Raw genomic sequence first — 17764 nt, forward strand, 5'->3', positions numbered from 1 at the left:
TCCCGTGAAATTGAGCAATCTGAAGATCGCCCCTAAGCTCGGCATTCTCGTCGGCGTCACCTTGTTCGGCCTGTGCATCTCCGGATTTCTGGCCGGCTATCTGATGAAGCAGGAGATGGTGAACGCGCGTATCGAGCAGGCCAAGGCCATCGTCGACATGGGCCGCAACTATGCGGTGGCGCTGAAGAAGCGGGTGGATGCGGGCGAGATGACGAAGGACGCCGCGATGGCTGATCTTCGCCGCTACGGCAACGCGATGACCTATGACAAAGGGGCCGGTTATCTATTCGGGACGTCCTATGACGGTATCACGCAGCTGGCGCCAGATCCAAAGCAGATCGGCACCAACCGCATGGAAGTTCTGACCAATGGCCGCAAACTGTCCTTGGAGCTGATGAACGGCGCGAAGGCTAACGGTTCGATCCTTTTGACCTATGAATACGCGAAACCGGGCCACGAAGGCTTGATCCGGAAGATGGGCTACGCGGTGGCCGTCCCCGAACTCGAGATGTATCTCGGCACCGGCGCCTATCTCGACGACATCGACGCAAAGATGGGCCCGGTCTACTGGCTGCTCGGTCTCGCCATGTTCGGTATCGTCATCGTCGCCGGAAGCGTCGCCTGGCTGCTCGGCCGCAGCATCAGCCGTCCCTTGGCGCTGCTCGGCGCCCGCATGAAGGATCTCGCCGAGGGCAAGCTCGAGGGCGACATTCCCGGCGTCGGCCGTGGCGACGAGGTCGGCGCAATGGCCTCGACCGTCCAGATCTTCAAGGACAACGCACTGCGCATTCGCGAAATCGAGAAGAGCGAAGCCGATGCCAAGGATCGTGTCGCGGCGGAACGTCGCAGCGCGATGGAGGGCATCGCCAGCGACTTCGAACGCAGCGTCAACGGCATCGTCCGCTCGGTCTCCTCGGCCGCGACGGGTATGCAAGCCACGGCGCAATCGATGACCGCGACCGCCAGCGACGCCTCTTCGCGTGCGGCGACGGTCGGCGCCGCCTCGCAGAGAGCGTCGGGCAATGTCGGCACGGTTGCCGCCGCCGCCGAAGAGCTGTCGAGCTCGGTTGCGGAAATCTCGCGCCAGGTCACCCGCTCGACCGAAGTGGCGAGCCGCGCCGTCAACGACGCCGAGCGCACCAATGCCACGGTGCAGGAGCTCTCCACCGGCGCCGAGAAGATCGGCGAGGTGGTCAAGCTGATCCACTCGATCGCGGCGCAGACCAATCTGCTCGCCCTCAACGCCACCATCGAGGCGGCGCGTGCCGGTGAATCCGGCCGCGGCTTCGCCGTCGTCGCTTCCGAAGTCAAGGCCCTCGCCAACCAGACCGCCAAGGCGACCGAGGAAATCTCCGCCCAGGTCGCGGCGATGCAGACCTCGACCAGCGATGCGGTCGCCGCCATCGGCGGCATCACCCAGACCATCGCCGAGATGAGCCAGATCACCGCGGGCATTTCCGCCTCGATCGAGCAGCAGGGCGAGGCGACCCGCGAGATCGCCCGCAATATCCAGTCGGTCGCCGCCGGCTCGAGCGAGATCAACGCCAATATCGGCAGCGTCACGTCGGCCGCGGAAGCGACCGGCACGGCGGCAGCCGACGTGCTCACCAACGCCCGCGAGCTCGACAGCCAGTCCGGCGCGCTGCGCAGCGCAGTCGACGGCTTCCTCGCCAAGATGCGCGCGGCGTAAGTTCTTGCACTGAATTCGTAGGGTGGGCAAAGACGCGAAGCGTCGTGCCCACCCTTTTTCCTTTTGAGTTCGCGGTAACTTCTCGGTGGGCACGTTTCGCTTTGCCCACCCTACGAGACCGTCCTACTGCTTCTCGATCCCCGCCTCCCGGATCAGCTTCTCCCACAACACCAGCTGTTCGCTCACGAACGTACCGAGCTGCTCCGGCGTGCCCGAAAACGCGTCCATGCCGAGGGTGGCGAGCTTGGCCTTGATCTCCGGCTGCTCGATGATCTTCCGGATTTCGGCGTTGAGTCGCGTCACGATCTCCTTGGGCATGCCGGCGGGTCCGAAATAGCCCTGCCACGACGAGATGTCGAAGTCCCGCACGCCGGCCTCCTGCATCGAGGGCAGGTTCGGCACCAGCGCCGAGCGGTCCTTTGTCGTGACGGCGAGCGCGCGTAGGGCGTTGCCCTGGACATGCGGCAGGCCGGTCAGGATGTCCACGAACATCATCGAGACGCGTCCGCCCATGACGTCGTTGAGCGCCGGCGGCGAGCTCTTGTAGGGCACGTGCAGGAGGTCGAGCCCGGCATTGTGCGCGAAGGTCGCACCCGACACGATCGCCGAGGACGAGCCCGAGGCGTAGCTCAGCTTGCCCGGATTGGCCTTGCCGTAGGCGATGAGTTCGCCGACCGTCTTGGCCGGCACCTCCGGGTGGATCACCAGCATGAAGGGCAGGTCGCCGGTGCGCGCGATCGGGGTGAAGTCCTTGACGGGATCGTAGGTCAGGCTTTTGAGCAGATAGGGATTGGCCGAATGCGTGGTGTTGGTGGTCACCAGCAGCGTGTAGCCGTCGGGCGCGGCGCGCGCGACATAGGTGGCGGCGATCATGCCGTTGGCGCCCGCCTTGTTCTCGATCACGATGCCGACGCCGAGGGCCTGCGACAAATGCTGCGAGATCAGCCGCGTCGTGGTGTCGGTGCCGCTGCCGGCCGCGAACGGCAGCACCAGCGTGATGTTGCGGCTCGGATAGTTGTCGGCCTGCGCAGCGGACGCGGCGGCGAGACAAAGGACGGCCGTGCCGATGGCACGCAGGTTTCGGATCAACGCTGAAAGCATGTCGGTTCGTTCCCTCTTTTTTCGTTGGCGGGGAACCTAGCGTCTCCTCGTCGAAATCGGAAGACGCGAGTTTGTCGCCTCGTCTCGCGCTGCGGAATTACTTCACCGCAGACCCCTGGCGCGAGGCGATCACGACGCCGGCGAGCACCAGCAGGTAGCCGATCAAGTGGAATGGCTGAATCTTTTCGCCGAGCAGCAGGATCGCCATCGCCGAGCCGAACACCGGCACCAGATGGAAGAACGGCGCGGCGCGGTTCGGGCCGATCAGCGCCACGCCCCGGTTGAAGAAGAGATAGGCCAGCGTCGAGGGAAAGATCAGGATGTAGCCCAGCGTCGCCAGCGTCACCCCGTCGAGTTGCAGGACGCGGCCGCTCCAGGCCTCCCAGATCGCGGTCGGCAGCAGCATCGTCGCGCCGCAGCAGGTGGTGAAGGAGAGAAAGGAGAGTTGGTGGATCTTCGGTCGCCGCGGGATGAAGGCGGAGTAGATCCCGAACGCCACCAGCGAGGAGGCGAACATGATGTCGCCCCTGTTGAAGCTGATGCTCGCGAGCGCGGCGAGATCGCCGCGCAGGATGATGATCAGCACGCCGAGAAGCGAGATCCCGATGCCGGCGAGCTGCGCACCGGTCAGCCGCACTCCGAACAGCACCAGCGACCACAGCGCCACGAACAGCGGCCCGGCCGACTGGATCAGCAGCGCGTTCAGCGCTTCCGTGTACTGCATCGCCCAGTACGAGATCGCGTTGTTGAAGGCGAAGCCCACCAGCGACAGGAACAGCATCAGCGGCAGGCTCTTGCGCAGATTCGGCCAGTCGCGCTTCAGATGCGGCCAGGCGAACGGCAGGAGGATCAGGAACACGCCGAACCAGCGGATCGTGGTCACCGTCAGCGGCGGCACATGCGCGCCGACGTGGCGCGCGAGCACGATGTTGCCGGCCCAGAACAGCGAGCTCAGGCTGAGCAGCAGATAAGGCTGGTTGTTGAGCCAACTGGCTGGATTGGAAGCCGGTGGCGCGGGCGAGGCGGTCGTCATTGGCGTTGGATACGAGCTTGCGCCGGATTTACGTCGTGACACAAGTCACGCGGCCGCAATGCTACAATGCAGGCATGACCAGAGGAGGCGGCATTGGCGGTTAATATGTTGAACATCGATGGCCTCGAGCGGCTCGATCGGCATGCACCGGTGGTGATGTTGAACCTGATGCGCTTCCACGCGCGCTCCGGCGACGGCGACGGTTCCGGCTGGGACGCCTATTTGCGCTACAGTGCGGTCACAGTGCCGATGATCAAGGCGCGCGGCGGCACGCTGCTCTGGACCGGCGACGCCAAGGCGGTCGCGCTCGGCCCGCAGCAGGGCAACAACTGGGATTTCGTGGCGCTGGTCCATTATCCCACAGTTGCGGCTTTCGTCGACATGATGACGTCGGAGGCCTACGAGACCGAGGCTGATCCGCACCGCGTCAACGCCTGCGCCGAGCACGTCATCATTGCGATGAACGAAGCGTACAGCAAGTTCAAAGTGAAGTAGGCTTGGCTGCAGCGGGGCGCTTTTCCCCCTCTCCTGCGGCGGAGAAGGAGGACCTATGCCGCCTGCTTCCGTGACGCCACGAACACGCCGGCCAGCACCAGCGCGAAGCCGATGAAGTGGAAGGCCTGCGGGTGCTCGCCCAGAAACGCCATGGCCATGATCGAGCCGAACACCGGCACGACATGGAAGAACGGCGCGGCGCGGTTGGCGCCGATCAGCCGGACACCGCGATTGAAGCAGAGATAGGCGAGCGTCGAGGGGAACACCGCGACATAGAACAGGGTCAGGAGGTTCGGCCCGTCGAGCTTCATCACGGGACGCGCGGACAGCTCCCAGATCTCCAGCGGAATGAGACAGGCAGCACCGCAGCCGAAAGTGAAGGCGAGGAATGACAGGCCGTGCATCGGCGGCCGCTTCAAGGTCAGCACCGAATACAGCGCGAAGATAACGAGCGCGACGACGAAGATGAGGTCGCCCTTGTTGAAGTCGATGTTCGAGAGCGTGGTGAAGTCGCCATGCAGCAGAATGATCAGCACGCCGCACATCGACAGGAGCACGCCGAAGGCCTGCGCTGCGGTGAGCCTGATCCCGAGGATGGCGAGCGACCACAGCGCCACGACGAGCGGCGCGGCGGATTGCAAGAGCAGCGTGTTGAGCGCCTGCGTATGCTCCAGCGCCCAATATTGCAGCGTGTTGAAGGCGCCGATGCCGGTGATCGAGAGCGTGACCATCAGGCCGAGCTTGCCGCGGATCGCGGGCCAGTCCTGCGCAAGGTGTTTCCAGGCGAACGGCAGCACCAGCAGAAAGGCGAAGAACCAGCGCAGGAACGACAGCGTCACCGGCGGGATGTGACCGGCGGCGAGCCGTCCGACAATCGCATTGCCGGCCCAACACAGCGCGGTGATGCTGAGCAGCAGATAAGGCTGGTTGGCGATCCAGTTGTGGCCGGACGTGGCGGCCCCGGTGGTCTCGTCGGTGGCGGACATTGTGATTGTTGTGGCCCCGCGTCATGCGCCGAGCCTCCAGCCCGGCGGCACCCGGGCCGGTTCAGACCCGGCCCGTTCAAAGACACGGAAATCCGGCCGATATCAACGGCGCGAGGCGCATCGCGTCCATGCATGGCAGCGGCCGGAACCCGCTCAACGCTTGAGCCCGGCACCGATCGCGAACGGCTTCAACAGTTCGGCACAGGCGAGATAGACGGCAACCAGAACCGCGATGCCGCCCATCATGACCGGTGGCGGTGCAACAAAGCCGAACCAGGCACCGACCGGCGTGAAGGGCACCACCATCGCGACCAGCAGGGCGACCAGCGAGGAGGCGGACAGCACCGGATCGGGCCAGCTGCGCCACGGTCGGCCATTGGTGCGAATGATGAAGATCACGAGGATCTGCGTCGCCATGGATTCGATGAACCATGCGGTGCGGAATTCGTCCGGCGACGCATGAAACAGCATGATGAGAGCGCCGAAGGTCAGGAAGTCGAAGACCGAGGACAACGGCCCCATGATCGCGGCGAAACGCGCCAGCCGCGTCATGCTCCAGACCTGCGGCTGCGCGGTGGCCGCGCGCGAGACCTGGTCGAAGGGGATGCCGAGCTCGGAGAGATCGTAGAGCAGGTTGTTGAGCAGGATCTGCGTCGGCAGCATCGGCAGGAACGGCAGCGCCATCGAGGCGATCGCCATCGACAGCATGTTGCCGAAATTCGAGCTCGCGCCCATCCGGACGTATTTCATGATGTTGGCGAAGGTGCGCCGGCCCTCTTCGACGCCGTCGGCGACGACTTCGAGATCCGAGGCGAGCAGGATGATGTCGGCGGCGGCCTGCGCCACGCCGGTCGCGCCGTCGACCGACAGGCCGATATCGGCGGCCTTCAGTGCCGGAGCGTCGTTGATGCCGTCGCCGAGGAAGCCGACCACCGCGCCGCCGGCCTGAAGGGCCTTCACGATGCGCGACTTCTGATCGGGCGCTAGCCGGCCGTAGGCGTCGGTCGATTGAACCTGGACTGCCAGTGCTTCGTCGCTGAGTTCGGCGATGTCGGCTCCCGACAGGACGCGGTCGGCATTCAGCCCGACCAGGCCGGCGAGCCGCTTCACCACCACCGGATCGTCGCCCGACAGGATCTTCAGCGTGATGCCGGTTGCCGCGAGCCGTGCGATCGCGGCCGCGGCCGTCGGCTTCGGCGGGTCGGCGAAGGCGCAAAAACCTTCGAACGCGAGATCGGTCTCGTCGGCGGTCTCGACCTCGCGCGTTGCGCCGGTCCAAGGGCGCGAGGCGATCGCGATGCTGCGGAGCCCTTCGTTTGCGAGTTCGTGCACGCGGGCGATCGCGCGGGTCCGGGCGCCGTCGTCCATCACGCACAGCTCGAGCACCGCCTCCGGCGCGCCCTTGACGATGAGCAGCGCGCCTTCGGGACCGGTCGCGAGCACGGATCCCAGCCGCCGCGAAAAGTCGAACGCCTGCCTGCCGGCGAGGGTCCAGCCCTGCGCGGCATTCGACTGGCCGGCAACCAGCGCCGCGTCGAGCGAGCCGCGATCGCCGCCGAGTTTCGCGGCGATGGCGCCGAGCCGCGCGGCGCTGGCATCGTCCTTGCCGGCGGCGTCGAGGCTCTTGGCCAGCGTGATCTCGGCCGAGGTCAGCGTGCCCGTCTTGTCCGTGCACAAGACGGTCATGGCGCCGAGATCGTGGATCGCGGCGAGGCGCTTGACGATCACCTTGCGGCCGGCCATGCGCAGCGCGCCGCGCGACAGCGTCACCGTGGTGATCATTGGCAGCAGTTCCGGCGTCAGCCCGACCGCGAGCGCCACGGCAAACAGCAGCGAGTCCATCACGGGGCGGCCAAACACCACGCGGACGGTGAGCACGACCAGCACCAATGCGAGCGTGGCGCGCGCGATCACGAGGCCGAATTCGCGCAAGTCGCGTTCGAACGGTGAAGGCGTCTGGGCCTCGGCAAGTGCGGAGGCCGCCGCTCCGAACACGGTGTCGCGTCCGGTCCTGACGACGAGCGCGATCGCCTCGCCGGTTTGCGCGACGGCGCCGCGAAACAGTGCATTCGACGTGTCGTCCGGGTCGGTGGTGGCGCCGGCGCGCTTCTGTACCGGATAGGGTTCGCCGGTGAGCGCCGCTTCGCCCGCGGTGAAGGCTGTGCACTCCAGGATGAGCGCGTCCGCGGGAATGATGTCGCCTGAACGGACGCGCAGGATGTCGCCGGGCACCAGCCGATCGACGTCAATCTCGCGGAACTCGTTGTCGCGTCTGACTTCGGCCTTGAGCGCCACCGATCGGCGGAGCACTTCCGCGGCCTGCAACGCATGGCCTTCCTGGACGGTGTCGAGCCCGATCGAGAGCACGAGTATCAGAACAATGATGAGCCCGCCGATATCGTCGCCGGTGAGCATCGAGACGATGCCGGCAACCAGCAGGATCAGAGACAGCGGCTCCAGCAGCCGGCGCATGATGGCGCGCGCCGCACCCTCGCCGCGCGGCCGCGCGTCGCTGTTCGGCCCAAAGCGATCGAGGCGCTCGGAGGCGTCCGCGGCGGTCAGGCCGGTGAGGCCGCAGCCCAGGCGCTTGCATAATTGATCGGGTGAAAGATGCCAGAAGCGGTTGTCGGCGTGCGCTGGACTGTCCGACAAGCAAGGCTCCCGTTTCGAAGTGTCTCGTCAGGCAGATGCCTCGAAATTCGGCGCAACCTGTTGACCTACCGCAATCTGGAATGCCGAGGGCACGCTAGCTTCATCGGCATCAAGCCCGGCTTTCGCCGGGCAACGATCGAAATCGAGATGAGGACGAATCCGCCGGCCGGTCCGGTGCGATTCGGATGGCGTTTCATGGTCGAGCAAGCGATGATCCTGCCGCCGCCTGACAGGCGGATCTCCGTCGCGGCGCCATGGTCGGGATTTCTCAGTCACAAATGGTTCATCCTGGTTGTCGTCGTTTTGCTCGGCCTCGGGGTCTGGCAAAGCGCGCGGACGATCCTCGGGCCCGCCATGGTGGTCGACCAGGTCAAGCGCGGCCGCCTGGTCGAGACGGTGGTGGCAAGCGGCCACGTCGAGACGCCGTTCCGGGTCGAGATCGGCAGTCAGCTCACTGGCACGGTGCAGGATGTGCTGGTGCAGCAAGGCGAAAAGGTCACCAAGGGCCAGCCCCTGATCTCGCTGGAATCGCGCGAACTGAAAGCGAGCGTGGTGCAGACGCAGGGCGCGGTGGCCCAGGCCGAAGCGCGCATCAGGCAGATCGAGGAATTGACGCGGCCCTCGGCTGACGAGGCGTTGACCCAGGCCAAGGCGACGCTGCTCAACGCCCAGCAGACCTACGACCGCACCGCGCAGCTTGAACACAACGGCTATGCTACGCGCGCCGCGCTCGACGATGCGCAGAAGACGCTCGACGTCGCCCGCGCCCAGATGCGCTCGGCGCAATTTCAGGTCTACACGGCAAGCCCGGGCGGCAGCGACTACGTGATGGCCCAGACCCTGCTCAATCAGGCGCGCGCCAATCTCGACACCGCCGAATCCCGCCTCGATTACGCGACGATCACCGCGCCCCGTGACGGCGTCCTGATCACGCGCAGCGTCGAACGCGGCACCGTGGTGCAGCCGGGCAAGACGCTGCTGGTGCTCGCGCCGGCCGGCGACGCGCAACTCGTGCTGCAGATCGACGAACGCAATCTCGGCAAGATAGCGCTCGAGCAGAAGGCGCTCGCCTCGGCAGACGCCTATCCGGACCGGCGCTTCGCTGCCGAGATCACCTACATCAATCCCGGCATCGACATTTCCCGCGCATCGGTCGAGGTGAAGCTGACGGTCGCCGATCCCCCGGACTATCTGCGCCAGGACATGACGGTCTCGGTGGATATCGAGGTCGCCGCAAAGGACGATGCGCTGGTCTTGCCGGTGCGCTCGGTGCACGACGCCCTGTCGGGCGCTCCCTGGGTGCTCGGCATCAGGAACGGCCGCGCCAGCCAGCGGCCGGTCCGGATCGGCTTGCGCGGCAACAGCCATATCGAGATCACCGACGGACTCGCTGCCGGCGATGTCGCGATCCCGCAAAGTTCCGGCGTCCTGACCGGTCAGCGCGTGCGTCCTGTCTTGCCATGAACCGCTGGCTGCCCTTCGAATGGACCATGGCCGTGCGTTTCCTGCGCGAAGGCCGGCTCCAGACCGCCTTCATCATCGGCGGCATTTCGATCGGCGTTGGCGTCATCGTCTTCATGTCGGCGATGCTGGCGGGGTTGCAGGCCAATTTCATCAAGCGCGTGCTGACCTCGCAGCCGCAGATCCAGCTTCTCGCGCCCGACCAGGTCGCGCGCCCTCTGCGCAATGGCGCAAGCGAGTTCGAAGACGCGGTGGTGCAGCGCCCGAGCCAGCGGGTGATCTCGATCGATCAATGGCCGAAGATCAGGAACCAGATGCAGGCGATGCCCGAGGTCGTCGCTGTATCGCCGACCATCCTTGGCTCCGTGCTTGTGGTGCGCGGCGACGCCAGCCGTTCCGTGACGCTATCCGGCGTCGAACCGGATTCCTATTTCAAGATCGTCAAGGTGCCGGACTATATCGTCGCCGGCGAGCCGCGCCTGACCAGCGAGGACATCATCATCGGTATCGAACTCGCGAAGGATCTGGGCGCCACCGTCGGCGACAAGCTCAACATTCGCGCCGCATCCGGTGCCATGCGCGTGCTCACGGTCTCCGGCCTCGTCGACCTCGGCAACAAGAGCGCCAACCAGCGCATCTGCTATGCCGCGCTGCGCACCGCGCAGTCGCTGCTCGGCATGATCGGCGGCATCACCACCATCGATATGACCGTCGGCGACATCTATGCGGCCGAGGAGATCGCCCAGCGCATCCAGGCCTCCAACGTGGTCGAGGCCGACAGCTGGATCAAGACCAATGCGCAGTTCTTCACCGCGGTGCAGGCCCAGCAGAACACCAACACCCTGATTCGCCTGTTCGTCGGCCTTTCCGTCGCCTTCGGCATCGCGGCCGTGCTGGTCGTCTCGGTGATCCAGCGTTCCAAGGATATTGGCATCTTGCGCGCAATGGGCACCTCGCGCGGCCAGATCCTGCGCGTGTTCCTGGTGCAGGGCGGGCTGCTCGGCTTCGTCGGCTCGCTGTTCGGCGCGGCCATGGGCGCCTTTGCGCTGGTCTATTGGCATTCGGTGGCGCGCCAGGCCGACGGCACGGAATTGTTTCCGTTGGTTCTGGAGCGAAGCCTGTTCATCTATACGGCGCTGCTCGCCACCATCACCGGCCTGCTCGCCGCGATGGCGCCGGCGGTGCGGGCGGCCAAACTCGATCCGGTGGTGGCGATCCGTGGCTAGCGAAATCCTCCGCCTCGAGAAGGTGTGCAAGGCCTACAATGTCGGCCTGCCGACTGAAACCGAGGTGCTGCACGGTATTGACCTTGAGCTCGACCACGGCGAGTTTCTGGCGCTGATCGGCCCGTCCGGCTCGGGCAAGAGCACGCTGCTCAACATCGTCGGCCTGCTCGACCGGCCGACCTCGGGCCGCCTTCTGATCAAGGGACAGGACACGGCTGCGCTCGGCGACGCCGAGATCACCCGATTGCGCGGCCATACCATCGGTTTCGTCTTCCAGTATCATCTCCTGATCTCGGCCTTCACGGCGCAGGAAAACGTCATGATGCCGATACTGGTCGATCGCGGCTTTCCATCTGCGGAGATCGAGGAGCGGGCGAACCGGCTGCTGGCGCAGGTCGGGCTGGAGAAATTCGCCGGCAACCTCGCCAACAACATGTCGGGCGGCCAGCAGCAGCGGGTCTCGGTAGCGCGCGCGCTCGCCATGAATCCGGATCTCGTGCTGGCGGACGAGCCGACCGGCAACCTCGACACCAAATCGGCCGATGCCGTGTTCGAGCTGATGAGGCAGGTCAACCGCGACAGCGGCACGAGCTTCCTGCTGGTGACCCATAATATGGATCTGGCGCGGCGCTGCGACCGCATCATCGAAGTAGTCGACGGCCGCATCCGGGCCTAACGTCGTAGAGCCCGTCCGGGAAGCGGATTTTTAGGGGATATCAAGGGCTTGGATAGAGCATTGGGCCCCGAAAAAGCCCCGTTCTTGCTTGCTTACAGAGGCTGCATCCTTTATCCGGTTGGCTGCCTCGCGTTCGAGCGGCCCCGGCCGTGATTGGGCTGGGCGCATCTAACAGATTGCATAGGGATTACCCGCGAATGGCCAATGTTGTCGTCGTCGGCGCCCAGTGGGGCGACGAAGGAAAGGGCAAGATCGTCGACTGGTTGTCGGAGCAGGCGGACATCGTCGTCCGTTTCCAGGGCGGCCATAACGCCGGCCACACGCTGGTGATCAACGGCAAGACCTACAAGCTGGCGCTGCTGCCCTCGGGCGTGCTGCGCGAGCAGAAGTTGTCGGTGATCGGCAACGGCGTCGTGTTCGATCCCGCCGCCTTCCTCGACGAGGTCGCCAAGCTGCGGTCGCAGGGCGTCGCGGTCGGCCCGGACAATCTGCGGGTCGCCGAGAACGTCACCCTGATCCTGCCGCTGCACCGCGAACTCGACGCGCATCGCGAATCCGCCAATGCGGCGACCGCGATCGGCACCACCCGCCGCGGCATCGGCCCGGCGTACGAGGACAAGGTCGGCCGCCGCGCCATCCGCCTGATGGACCTCGCCGATCTCGACACGCTGCCGCACAAGATCGACCGGCTGCTGGCGCATCACAACGCATTGCGCCGCGGCCTCGGCCTGCCGGAGTTCGACGGCAAGGAGATCGTGCAGGAATTGACCGCGCTCGCGCCGCAGCTCCTGCCCTATGCCGAGACGGTGTGGCGGCTGCTCGACATCAAGCGGCGCGAGGGCAAGCGCATGCTGTTCGAGGGCGCGCAAGGCGCGCTGCTCGACGTCGATCACGGCACGTACCCGTATGTGACGTCGTCCAACACGGTGGCGGCGCAGGCCGCGACCGGGTCGGGCCTCGGCCCCGCCGCGGTCGGCTATGTGCTCGGCCTCTGCAAGGCCTACACGACCCGCGTCGGCCAGGGCCCGTTCCCGACCGAGCAGGACAACGAGACCGGCCGCAAGATCGGCGAGCGCGGCCGCGAGTTCGGCACCAATACCGGACGGCCCCGCCGCTGCGGCTGGTTCGATGCGGTTCTGGTTCGCCAGGCGGTCCGGACCTGCGGCATCAACGGTCTGGCGCTGACCAAGCTCGACATTCTCGACGGCTTCGACACGATCGAGGTCTGCACCGGCTACAAGCTGGACGGCAAGGAGATCGATCATTTCCCGGCGGGCGAGGGCGCCCAGGCCCGGGTCGAGCCGATTTACGAGACCATCGAGGGCTGGAAGGAGCCGACCGCCAATGCGCGGTCCTGGGCCCAGCTGCCGGCCCAGGCGATCAAATATGTCCGCCGGATCGAGGAATTGGTGGGGTGCCCGGTCGCACTGCTTTCCACCAGCCCCGAACGCGAGGATACTATCCTCGTACAAAATCCGTTTGAGGCTTAACGATCTCTTACCGGGACGCGCGTATAATTGAGTAGAAATGGCTGATTACTATCCGCTGATCGCCCGCGCTATTGCCGCCCTGGACCCCAACGCTCCCGGCGAGAGCCGTCGCGCGCTCTACGAGCGGGCGCGCACGGCGCTGATCGCGCAGCTGCGCAGCGTGCAGCCGCCGCTCTCCGAATCCGAGATCACCCGCGAGCGCCTCTCGCTGGAAGAGGCCGTCCGCAAGGTGGAATCGGAGGCTGCCCAGCGTGCCCGCGAGGCCTCGCGCCCCGGTGGCAGCACCCGCAGCAGCGGCAGCGGCGATGCCTTCCGCCGCGCCAGCACCCGCGCCACCGAGGGCAACGCGCCAGCGCCCCAAACCGCCGCCCCGCCGCGCACCCGTCCGGCTCCGCCGCCGCCGCGCGCCGACCGGCCCTCCTTCAATGTCGATGACCAGGGCGAGGCCCCGCGTGCGCCGCGGGCTCCGCGTTTCGACGCGCCGCGACAGCCGGGTCCGCCGGCACCGCCGTCGATGCCGGAGCCTCCGCCGGCCGGACGTGATCGCGCCAGTGGGCGCCGTCCGCCGGACATGGGACCGCCGCTGCCGCCGGCGCCGGGCGTGCGCGGCTTCCGCGACATCACGGCCGACGCCAATGATCTCGGCGGCGCCGCCGCGCAAGCCAACCGTGCCGCGCGCCGCACTTACGCCAACGTGCCCTCGCCCTCGCCGGACTTCGACCGGCTCGAGCCGAGCCTGGAGAATCGCGCCGCCGGGGCGGACGCGCCCTACTCCTACGACGAATCGATCGAGGAGGCCGAGCGCTACGCGCCGCCGTCGCAGCCGCCGTCGCAACGTCCGCACATCCCCGTTCTCGATCGCGACACGAAGAAGAAGCGCGCCCGCACCGGCTCCGTGTTTCCGTTCAAGAGCGCGATCGCCGTCGGCATCGTGCTGATCCTGGTCGGTGCCGGTATCCTCTGGGGCAAGCAGTTGGTCCAGACCGCGACCAACCTGCTGAAGTCTTCGCCGACGCAGGTGGTGGAGGCGCCCAGGGATTCGTCTCAGCCGCAGAGCAAGCCCAAGATTCCGGATCGCGTCGGCCAGCCCTCGGCCAGCGACCAGCCGGTCGCGCCGGTGGCGCAGAAGGTCGTGCTCTATGACGAGGATCCATCCGATCCGAAGGGCAAGCAATATGTCGGCTCGGTGGTGTGGCGGCTCGAGCCGATCAAGGCGTCGGGCAACCAGAAGGCCGACGTCGCCGTGCGCGCCGACATCGAGATCCCCGACCGCAAGTTCAAGATGACGATGTCGTTCCGCCGCAACACCGACTCCTCGCTGCCGGCGAGCCACACCGCGGAGCTGACCTTCGTCCTGCCGGCGGACTTTTCGGGCGGCGGCGTCGCCAACGTGCCGGGCATCCTGATGAAGTCGAACGAGCAGGCACGCGGCACGCCGCTCGCGGGCCTCGCGGTCAAGGTCACCGACGGCTTCTTCCTGGTCGGCCTCTCCAACGTCGACGCCGACCGCAGCCGCAACGTCCAGCTCCTGAAGGAGCGCTCCTGGTTCGACGTGCCCCTGGTCTACGCCAACCAGCGCCGCGCCATCATCGCCATCGAGAAGGGCGCTCCCGGCGAGCGCGCCTTCAACGACGCCTTCGCGCAGTGGGGCGACTAGATCTCTACTCCGTGAGACCTCGGCCTGCATGGTTCGAGACGCCCGCCTTGGTGGGCTCCTCACCATGAGGGTTTGATATCTCGCCGCGAAACGAGACCTCATCCTGAGGGCCCGCCCCTTGGGCGGGCGTCTCGAAGGATGGCCGCAGGTACGCTCTCTCTACTGCGCCGTGGCTTCCCGCTTGCGCGATGTCGCGGCTGCGTGCTCGCGGTCCATCACGGCGCGACAGCCGGGGCTGACCTGAGCCTTTTTCTGCACCATGCAGGCCCTGATTCTGGGGATGTCGGGGATCTCACTCGAGCACAGCCGCATGGCATCGCCGGAGCACATCTGCTGCGCTTCGGAGGAGAAGGCGAGGCCGGGCGATGTCTGGAATGCGATGGCTGCGGTTGTGACGGCGAAGAGAGTTGCGATCGTCTGATTGCGTGTCATGCAGAATGCGTCCCCGAGTTCCGTGGGCTTGAGCCACTTGATTTTGGGGCGCCGCACGCGGCTTGATCTGCCGCATGTCACAGCCTTCACGCCGGGACCTCAATCCCGCATGTGGTCGCTCGATCTCTCGTGATGTTCGAATCGAAAAGTGCTGCGCCGCCCGAATCAAGTATGCGCCATTGTCGCGCGGCCGCAATGGCAAGCGAAAAGGAATTCGCAATTGTTGCGCGCACGTCACGCACAATGCGACTCGCGTGCGATCAGATCAATCGATCGGAGGATACGCTCGCTTGCTCCGCATCGCTTGCGCCAAGCGCTGCGTGCTCCTCGACAGCCGTAACGCCCTTTGCCGTGAGCTCGAACAGATCGCCGTCCTTCATCACGTAACCGTCGGCGATCAGCTCGCCTATCTTGCCGTGCCGGTCGTCGGCAAAGGCGATGGATTGGCTGATGTCCCTGAGAATCGAGAGCTGTTCGTCGCGTAACATGGCTTCACTCTCCGTTCGCCGGGATGGTTCCGGTCCTCACATGCCGTGGCTCTGAAAGACCTTGCTGCAGGACCGCGACAGTTTGGCCCGGTTGGCTTGCAAGCAGCCTTGTACGGCCATGTCGTTGCCGAGGTCCTTGCGGCAGAATCGCGAGGCGTCCCGCGAACAGGCCTTCTGCTCCTGCGGCGAACCCATATGGCCTTGTGCGAAAGCGGGCGCGTTCGACAGGCCGCTCACGGCCGCCAGCGCGATCGTCGCCAGGAAGAACAGTTTGCGGGACATCGGGGGCTCCAAATCTGACAGGTGAGTTTCAAGTCCGTCGCTATGCCGCTTGTTCCCAGGGCAGAGCCCGCACCTCCCGCTATTCAAGGTTCCCGCGGCGCTGCTATAACGGGGCGAAGGATGAGGGTGCCTGATGAAACGCTATCTCGTGTTTGCGCTGGTTGGCCCGTTCGTGGGCGGGTTCCTGCTGCTGCTGACGACGACCTATCAGTCCGGCTATTGGACCCAGACTAATCTCGCTGAGGTCGGCAAGCTGTTCGCAGTGTTCTTCAAATCCCTGCAATACAGCTATCTGTTCGGCTTCCTGCCCTCGCTGATGATCGGTGCGGTCGACGACATCCTGGTCCACATCCGCCGGATCGGCCCGGTGCTGCGGATGCTGCTGGTCGGCGTGTTCGCCTTCATCCTGGCCTCGCTGACCTACAGCTCGCGCGGGCCGGACTCGGGCGCGGTGCAATTCATCCTGTACGGCCTCGTCGGCTTTGTGCCGGCGGTGCTTTCATCCTGGCTCGTGCATAGATATGTCCCGGAGCCGCAGCCGGCGGCAGCACAGACTTGAGGGCGCGACCTTCGATCACGCCGCAGCAACCTCCGCCGCGCTGGCGCGTTCCCTACAGGCCATGACCATGCCCGATGACGATATCCTTGCTCCCCGTCGCTCCCGTTCGGGAAGCCGCCCGGGTGCGGCCTCTTCGGGCACCGAGGGGCGTGGGCCGATCATCGATCAGGACGGTCACGAGATCCGGCCCGAAACGCTGGAGCAGGGCTTTCGCGAGTTTCGCTTCGAGTTCGGCAAAGATAGTCCATTTGCTGGCAACCCGTTCGGCAATCTGACCCGCGAGCAGCGGATCGCACGGATCGAGGCGATCGCAAAGCTGCTCGACGTCGCCTTCGTGCTTCCCGGAACCAATATCCGCTATGGCATCGACGGCTTGATCGGGTTGATCCCCGTCGTCGGCGACATCATCACCACCGCGATCTCGCTCTGGCTGGTGCGAGAGGCGAGGGCGCTCGGGGCGCCCTGGTACATCACCGCGCGCATGCTCGGCAATGTCGCCCTCGACGGCGTCGTCGGCATCGTGCCGTTCGCGGGCGACGCCTTTGACGTCATGTTCCGTGCCAACATGCGCAACGTGCGTCTGCTCCGCCGCTGGCTCGACAAGCAGCCGCGCATCTGACACGCCCCAAAACGCAAAAAGCGCGACGGCCTTTCGGGCATCGCGCTTTCAGCGCACATCGGAGTGCTTTACGAAAACTTATGCCGCGTCGGCGGCGTCGGTGCTGGCTTCCACCGGCTTGCGGTGGCGGGGCAGCGGGAAGGCTTCGCTCTCATAGAGCGAGCGGATGCCGTTCTGGTCGAAGCGCGCTTCCTCGACCTGGAGATAGGCGCCGTTCAGCGAATCCGTCGGCAACTGCTCCATCGCGAACTGCACGGCTTCGGCCGCGGTGCCGAACCGGCGATAGGTGAATCCTGCACGCTTCTTCTTGCGGATCGCAGCGGGGAAGAGTTCGGCGGAAGTGTTGAAGTTGAACGGACGCAGTGGACGCATGGTCAAAGACCTCGTGATCTCTCTGGGGCTTTAAGCGCGTGGGGTTGGGACCGGCAGAGGCCACCATCGAGTGGGCGCCGCACATGTCATTTTCGTCCTCTAATATAGCCCGTTTTGACAAAATTGCGACCCCCGCGATGCGAGATGATGAATCCGCGCATGGCAGCTCCGCAACTGTGAAAGTTACAACGATATCAGTGGTTTGAATGGTTTATAGCTTGCCAAGGAGCAGCAGCACGAGCAGCACCACCAGGACGAGGCCGCCGATCCCCATGCCGGAATGACCCATTCCGTAGCCGTAGCCACCGATGCGGCCCGACAGGCCGCCGACGAGATAAATGATCACCAGGATGATCAGGATGGTCCCAAGCGTCATGGCATCCTCCCTGGCGGCCGCCGCAACGCCATGGCCGGCCGCACCACCAAGTGAGAAAAGCACATCGCGGCGGGGGGGGGGGGGGGGGGGGGCCCCGCCCCCCCGGGGGGGGTTTTTTGGGGGGGGGGGGTTTGTAAACGCCGCGGGGGGGGAAACGCAGGGGGGTGGG

The 17764-nt window shown here is 65.8% G+C and carries 19 protein-coding genes; 9 read left to right on the forward strand and 10 right to left on the reverse strand.

Going from position 1 to position 17764, the window contains the following annotated elements; genetic code table 11:
* The first annotated feature begins 4 nt into the window (after positions 1–4).
* Complete coding sequence (locus AC0L2J_RS31705) at positions 5–1690, forward strand: methyl-accepting chemotaxis protein (RefSeq protein ID WP_007614157.1); 1686 nt, start codon at positions 5–7, stop codon at positions 1688–1690.
* Between the two features lie 123 nt (positions 1691–1813).
* Here the strand turns inward: AC0L2J_RS31705 and AC0L2J_RS31710 are convergent, their stop codons facing one another.
* On the reverse strand, positions 1814–2791 hold the full coding sequence (locus AC0L2J_RS31710; RefSeq protein ID WP_473395610.1) for a Bug family tripartite tricarboxylate transporter substrate binding protein: 978 nt from the start codon (positions 2789–2791) through the stop codon (positions 1814–1816).
* Positions 2792–2888: 97 nt separating this feature from the next.
* Positions 2889–3824: a DMT family transporter gene (locus AC0L2J_RS31715; RefSeq protein ID WP_473395612.1), complete on the reverse strand. Its 936-nt coding sequence runs from the start codon at positions 3822–3824 to the stop codon at positions 2889–2891.
* A gap of 105 nt (positions 3825–3929) precedes the next feature.
* On the opposite strand from AC0L2J_RS31715, the gene AC0L2J_RS31720 reads away from it, so the two are divergent.
* Positions 3930–4319, forward strand: a complete 390-nt coding sequence (locus tag AC0L2J_RS31720) for a DUF1330 domain-containing protein (protein WP_473395614.1) — start codon at positions 3930–3932, stop codon at positions 4317–4319.
* Positions 4320–4372: 53 nt separating this feature from the next.
* Here the strand turns inward: AC0L2J_RS31720 and AC0L2J_RS31725 are convergent, their stop codons facing one another.
* From AC0L2J_RS31725 to AC0L2J_RS31735, 3 genes are all read right to left on the reverse strand, one after another.
* The gene (locus AC0L2J_RS31725) at positions 4373–5305 is read right to left on the reverse strand and encodes a DMT family transporter (RefSeq protein WP_473395615.1); all 933 of its coding nucleotides are present in this window, start codon (positions 5303–5305) and stop codon (positions 4373–4375) included.
* A gap of 153 nt (positions 5306–5458) precedes the next feature.
* The gene (gene mgtA / locus AC0L2J_RS31730) at positions 5459–7957 is read right to left on the reverse strand and encodes a magnesium-translocating P-type ATPase (protein ID WP_473395616.1); all 2499 of its coding nucleotides are present in this window, start codon (positions 7955–7957) and stop codon (positions 5459–5461) included.
* A 27-nt stretch (positions 7958–7984) separates the two neighbouring features.
* Positions 7985–8164 (reverse strand): hypothetical protein, encoded by a 180-nt coding sequence (locus AC0L2J_RS31735; protein ID WP_473395618.1) that lies wholly within the window; start codon positions 8162–8164, stop codon positions 7985–7987.
* Here AC0L2J_RS31735 and AC0L2J_RS31740 point away from each other — a divergent pair.
* The 5 genes from AC0L2J_RS31740 (at position 8153) to AC0L2J_RS31760 (ending at position 14467) form a co-directional block, all read left to right on the forward strand.
* Entirely contained in the window at positions 8153–9421 is a 1269-nt protein-coding gene (locus AC0L2J_RS31740; protein ID WP_473395619.1) for an efflux RND transporter periplasmic adaptor subunit, read from the forward strand. The two genes, AC0L2J_RS31735 and AC0L2J_RS31740, sit on opposite strands and share 12 nt — an antisense overlap.
* Positions 9418–10644, forward strand: a complete 1227-nt coding sequence (locus tag AC0L2J_RS31745) for an ABC transporter permease (protein ID WP_473395620.1) — start codon at positions 9418–9420, stop codon at positions 10642–10644. Before AC0L2J_RS31740 ends, AC0L2J_RS31745 begins: the two co-directional genes overlap by 4 nt.
* Positions 10637–11320, forward strand: a complete 684-nt coding sequence (locus AC0L2J_RS31750) for an ABC transporter ATP-binding protein (protein WP_473395621.1) — start codon at positions 10637–10639, stop codon at positions 11318–11320. The genes AC0L2J_RS31745 and AC0L2J_RS31750 overlap by 8 nt, the downstream gene beginning before the upstream one ends.
* 197 nt (positions 11321–11517) lie before the next feature.
* Positions 11518–12810 (forward strand): adenylosuccinate synthase, encoded by a 1293-nt coding sequence (locus AC0L2J_RS31755; RefSeq protein WP_007614135.1) that lies wholly within the window; start codon positions 11518–11520, stop codon positions 12808–12810.
* Between the two features lie 37 nt (positions 12811–12847).
* Entirely contained in the window at positions 12848–14467 is a 1620-nt protein-coding gene (locus AC0L2J_RS31760) for a hypothetical protein (protein ID WP_473395622.1), read from the forward strand.
* 159 nt (positions 14468–14626) lie between these two features.
* Here the strand turns inward: AC0L2J_RS31760 and AC0L2J_RS31765 are convergent, their stop codons facing one another.
* The 3 genes from AC0L2J_RS31765 to AC0L2J_RS31775 form a co-directional block, all read right to left on the reverse strand.
* Positions 14627–14989 carry a hypothetical protein gene (locus tag AC0L2J_RS31765; RefSeq protein ID WP_007614126.1) on the reverse strand — a complete coding sequence of 121 codons (363 nt, stop codon included), beginning with the start codon at positions 14987–14989 and terminating at the stop codon, positions 14627–14629.
* Between the two features lie 170 nt (positions 14990–15159).
* Entirely contained in the window at positions 15160–15387 is a 228-nt protein-coding gene (locus tag AC0L2J_RS31770; RefSeq protein ID WP_007614124.1) for a hypothetical protein, read from the reverse strand.
* A gap of 36 nt (positions 15388–15423) precedes the next feature.
* Entirely contained in the window at positions 15424–15669 is a 246-nt protein-coding gene (locus AC0L2J_RS31775) for a hypothetical protein (RefSeq protein WP_007614121.1), read from the reverse strand.
* A 133-nt stretch (positions 15670–15802) separates the two neighbouring features.
* Between AC0L2J_RS31775 and AC0L2J_RS31780 the strand changes: the two genes are divergently transcribed.
* Positions 15803–16228 carry a DUF5413 family protein gene (locus AC0L2J_RS31780; RefSeq protein ID WP_473395623.1) on the forward strand — a complete coding sequence of 142 codons (426 nt, stop codon included), beginning with the start codon at positions 15803–15805 and terminating at the stop codon, positions 16226–16228.
* Between the two features lie 61 nt (positions 16229–16289).
* The gene (locus AC0L2J_RS31785; protein WP_473395624.1) at positions 16290–16847 is read left to right on the forward strand and encodes a DUF4112 domain-containing protein; all 558 of its coding nucleotides are present in this window, start codon (positions 16290–16292) and stop codon (positions 16845–16847) included.
* Between the two features lie 78 nt (positions 16848–16925).
* Here the strand turns inward: AC0L2J_RS31785 and AC0L2J_RS31790 are convergent, their stop codons facing one another.
* Positions 16926–17219 (reverse strand): hypothetical protein, encoded by a 294-nt coding sequence (locus tag AC0L2J_RS31790; RefSeq protein WP_007596188.1) that lies wholly within the window; start codon positions 17217–17219, stop codon positions 16926–16928.
* A 211-nt stretch (positions 17220–17430) separates the two neighbouring features.
* Complete coding sequence (locus AC0L2J_RS31795) at positions 17431–17595, reverse strand: DUF3309 family protein (RefSeq protein ID WP_007596187.1); 165 nt, start codon at positions 17593–17595, stop codon at positions 17431–17433.
* Positions 17596–17764: the final 169 nt, after the last annotated feature.

The sequence above is a fragment of the Bradyrhizobium sp. MV1.5 genome (assembly GCF_055807615.1).

Coding starts and splice junctions, on each gene's coding strand:
- AC0L2J_RS31710 (WP_473395610.1), bottom strand. CDS start 2,791: ATGCTTTCAGCGTTGATCCGAAACCTGCGTGCCATCGGCACGGCCGTC.
- AC0L2J_RS31715 (WP_473395612.1), bottom strand. CDS start 3,824: ATGACGACCGCCTCGCCCGCGCCACCGGCTTCCAATCCAGCCAGTTGG.
- AC0L2J_RS31720 (WP_473395614.1), top strand. CDS start 3,930: ATGTTGAACATCGATGGCCTCGAGCGGCTCGATCGGCATGCACCGGTG.
- AC0L2J_RS31725 (WP_473395615.1), bottom strand. CDS start 5,305: ATGTCCGCCACCGACGAGACCACCGGGGCCGCCACGTCCGGCCACAAC.
- AC0L2J_RS31740 (WP_473395619.1), top strand. CDS start 8,153: ATGGTCGAGCAAGCGATGATCCTGCCGCCGCCTGACAGGCGGATCTCC.
- AC0L2J_RS31745 (WP_473395620.1), top strand. CDS start 9,418: ATGAACCGCTGGCTGCCCTTCGAATGGACCATGGCCGTGCGTTTCCTG.
- AC0L2J_RS31755 (WP_007614135.1), top strand. CDS start 11,518: ATGGCCAATGTTGTCGTCGTCGGCGCCCAGTGGGGCGACGAAGGAAAG.
- AC0L2J_RS31760 (WP_473395622.1), top strand. CDS start 12,848: ATGGCTGATTACTATCCGCTGATCGCCCGCGCTATTGCCGCCCTGGAC.
- AC0L2J_RS31770 (WP_007614124.1), bottom strand. CDS start 15,387: ATGTTACGCGACGAACAGCTCTCGATTCTCAGGGACATCAGCCAATCC.
- AC0L2J_RS31775 (WP_007614121.1), bottom strand. CDS start 15,669: ATGTCCCGCAAACTGTTCTTCCTGGCGACGATCGCGCTGGCGGCCGTG.
- AC0L2J_RS31780 (WP_473395623.1), top strand. CDS start 15,803: ATGAAACGCTATCTCGTGTTTGCGCTGGTTGGCCCGTTCGTGGGCGGG.
- AC0L2J_RS31785 (WP_473395624.1), top strand. CDS start 16,290: ATGACCATGCCCGATGACGATATCCTTGCTCCCCGTCGCTCCCGTTCG.
- AC0L2J_RS31790 (WP_007596188.1), bottom strand. CDS start 17,219: ATGCGTCCACTGCGTCCGTTCAACTTCAACACTTCCGCCGAACTCTTC.
- AC0L2J_RS31795 (WP_007596187.1), bottom strand. CDS start 17,595: ATGACGCTTGGGACCATCCTGATCATCCTGGTGATCATTTATCTCGTC.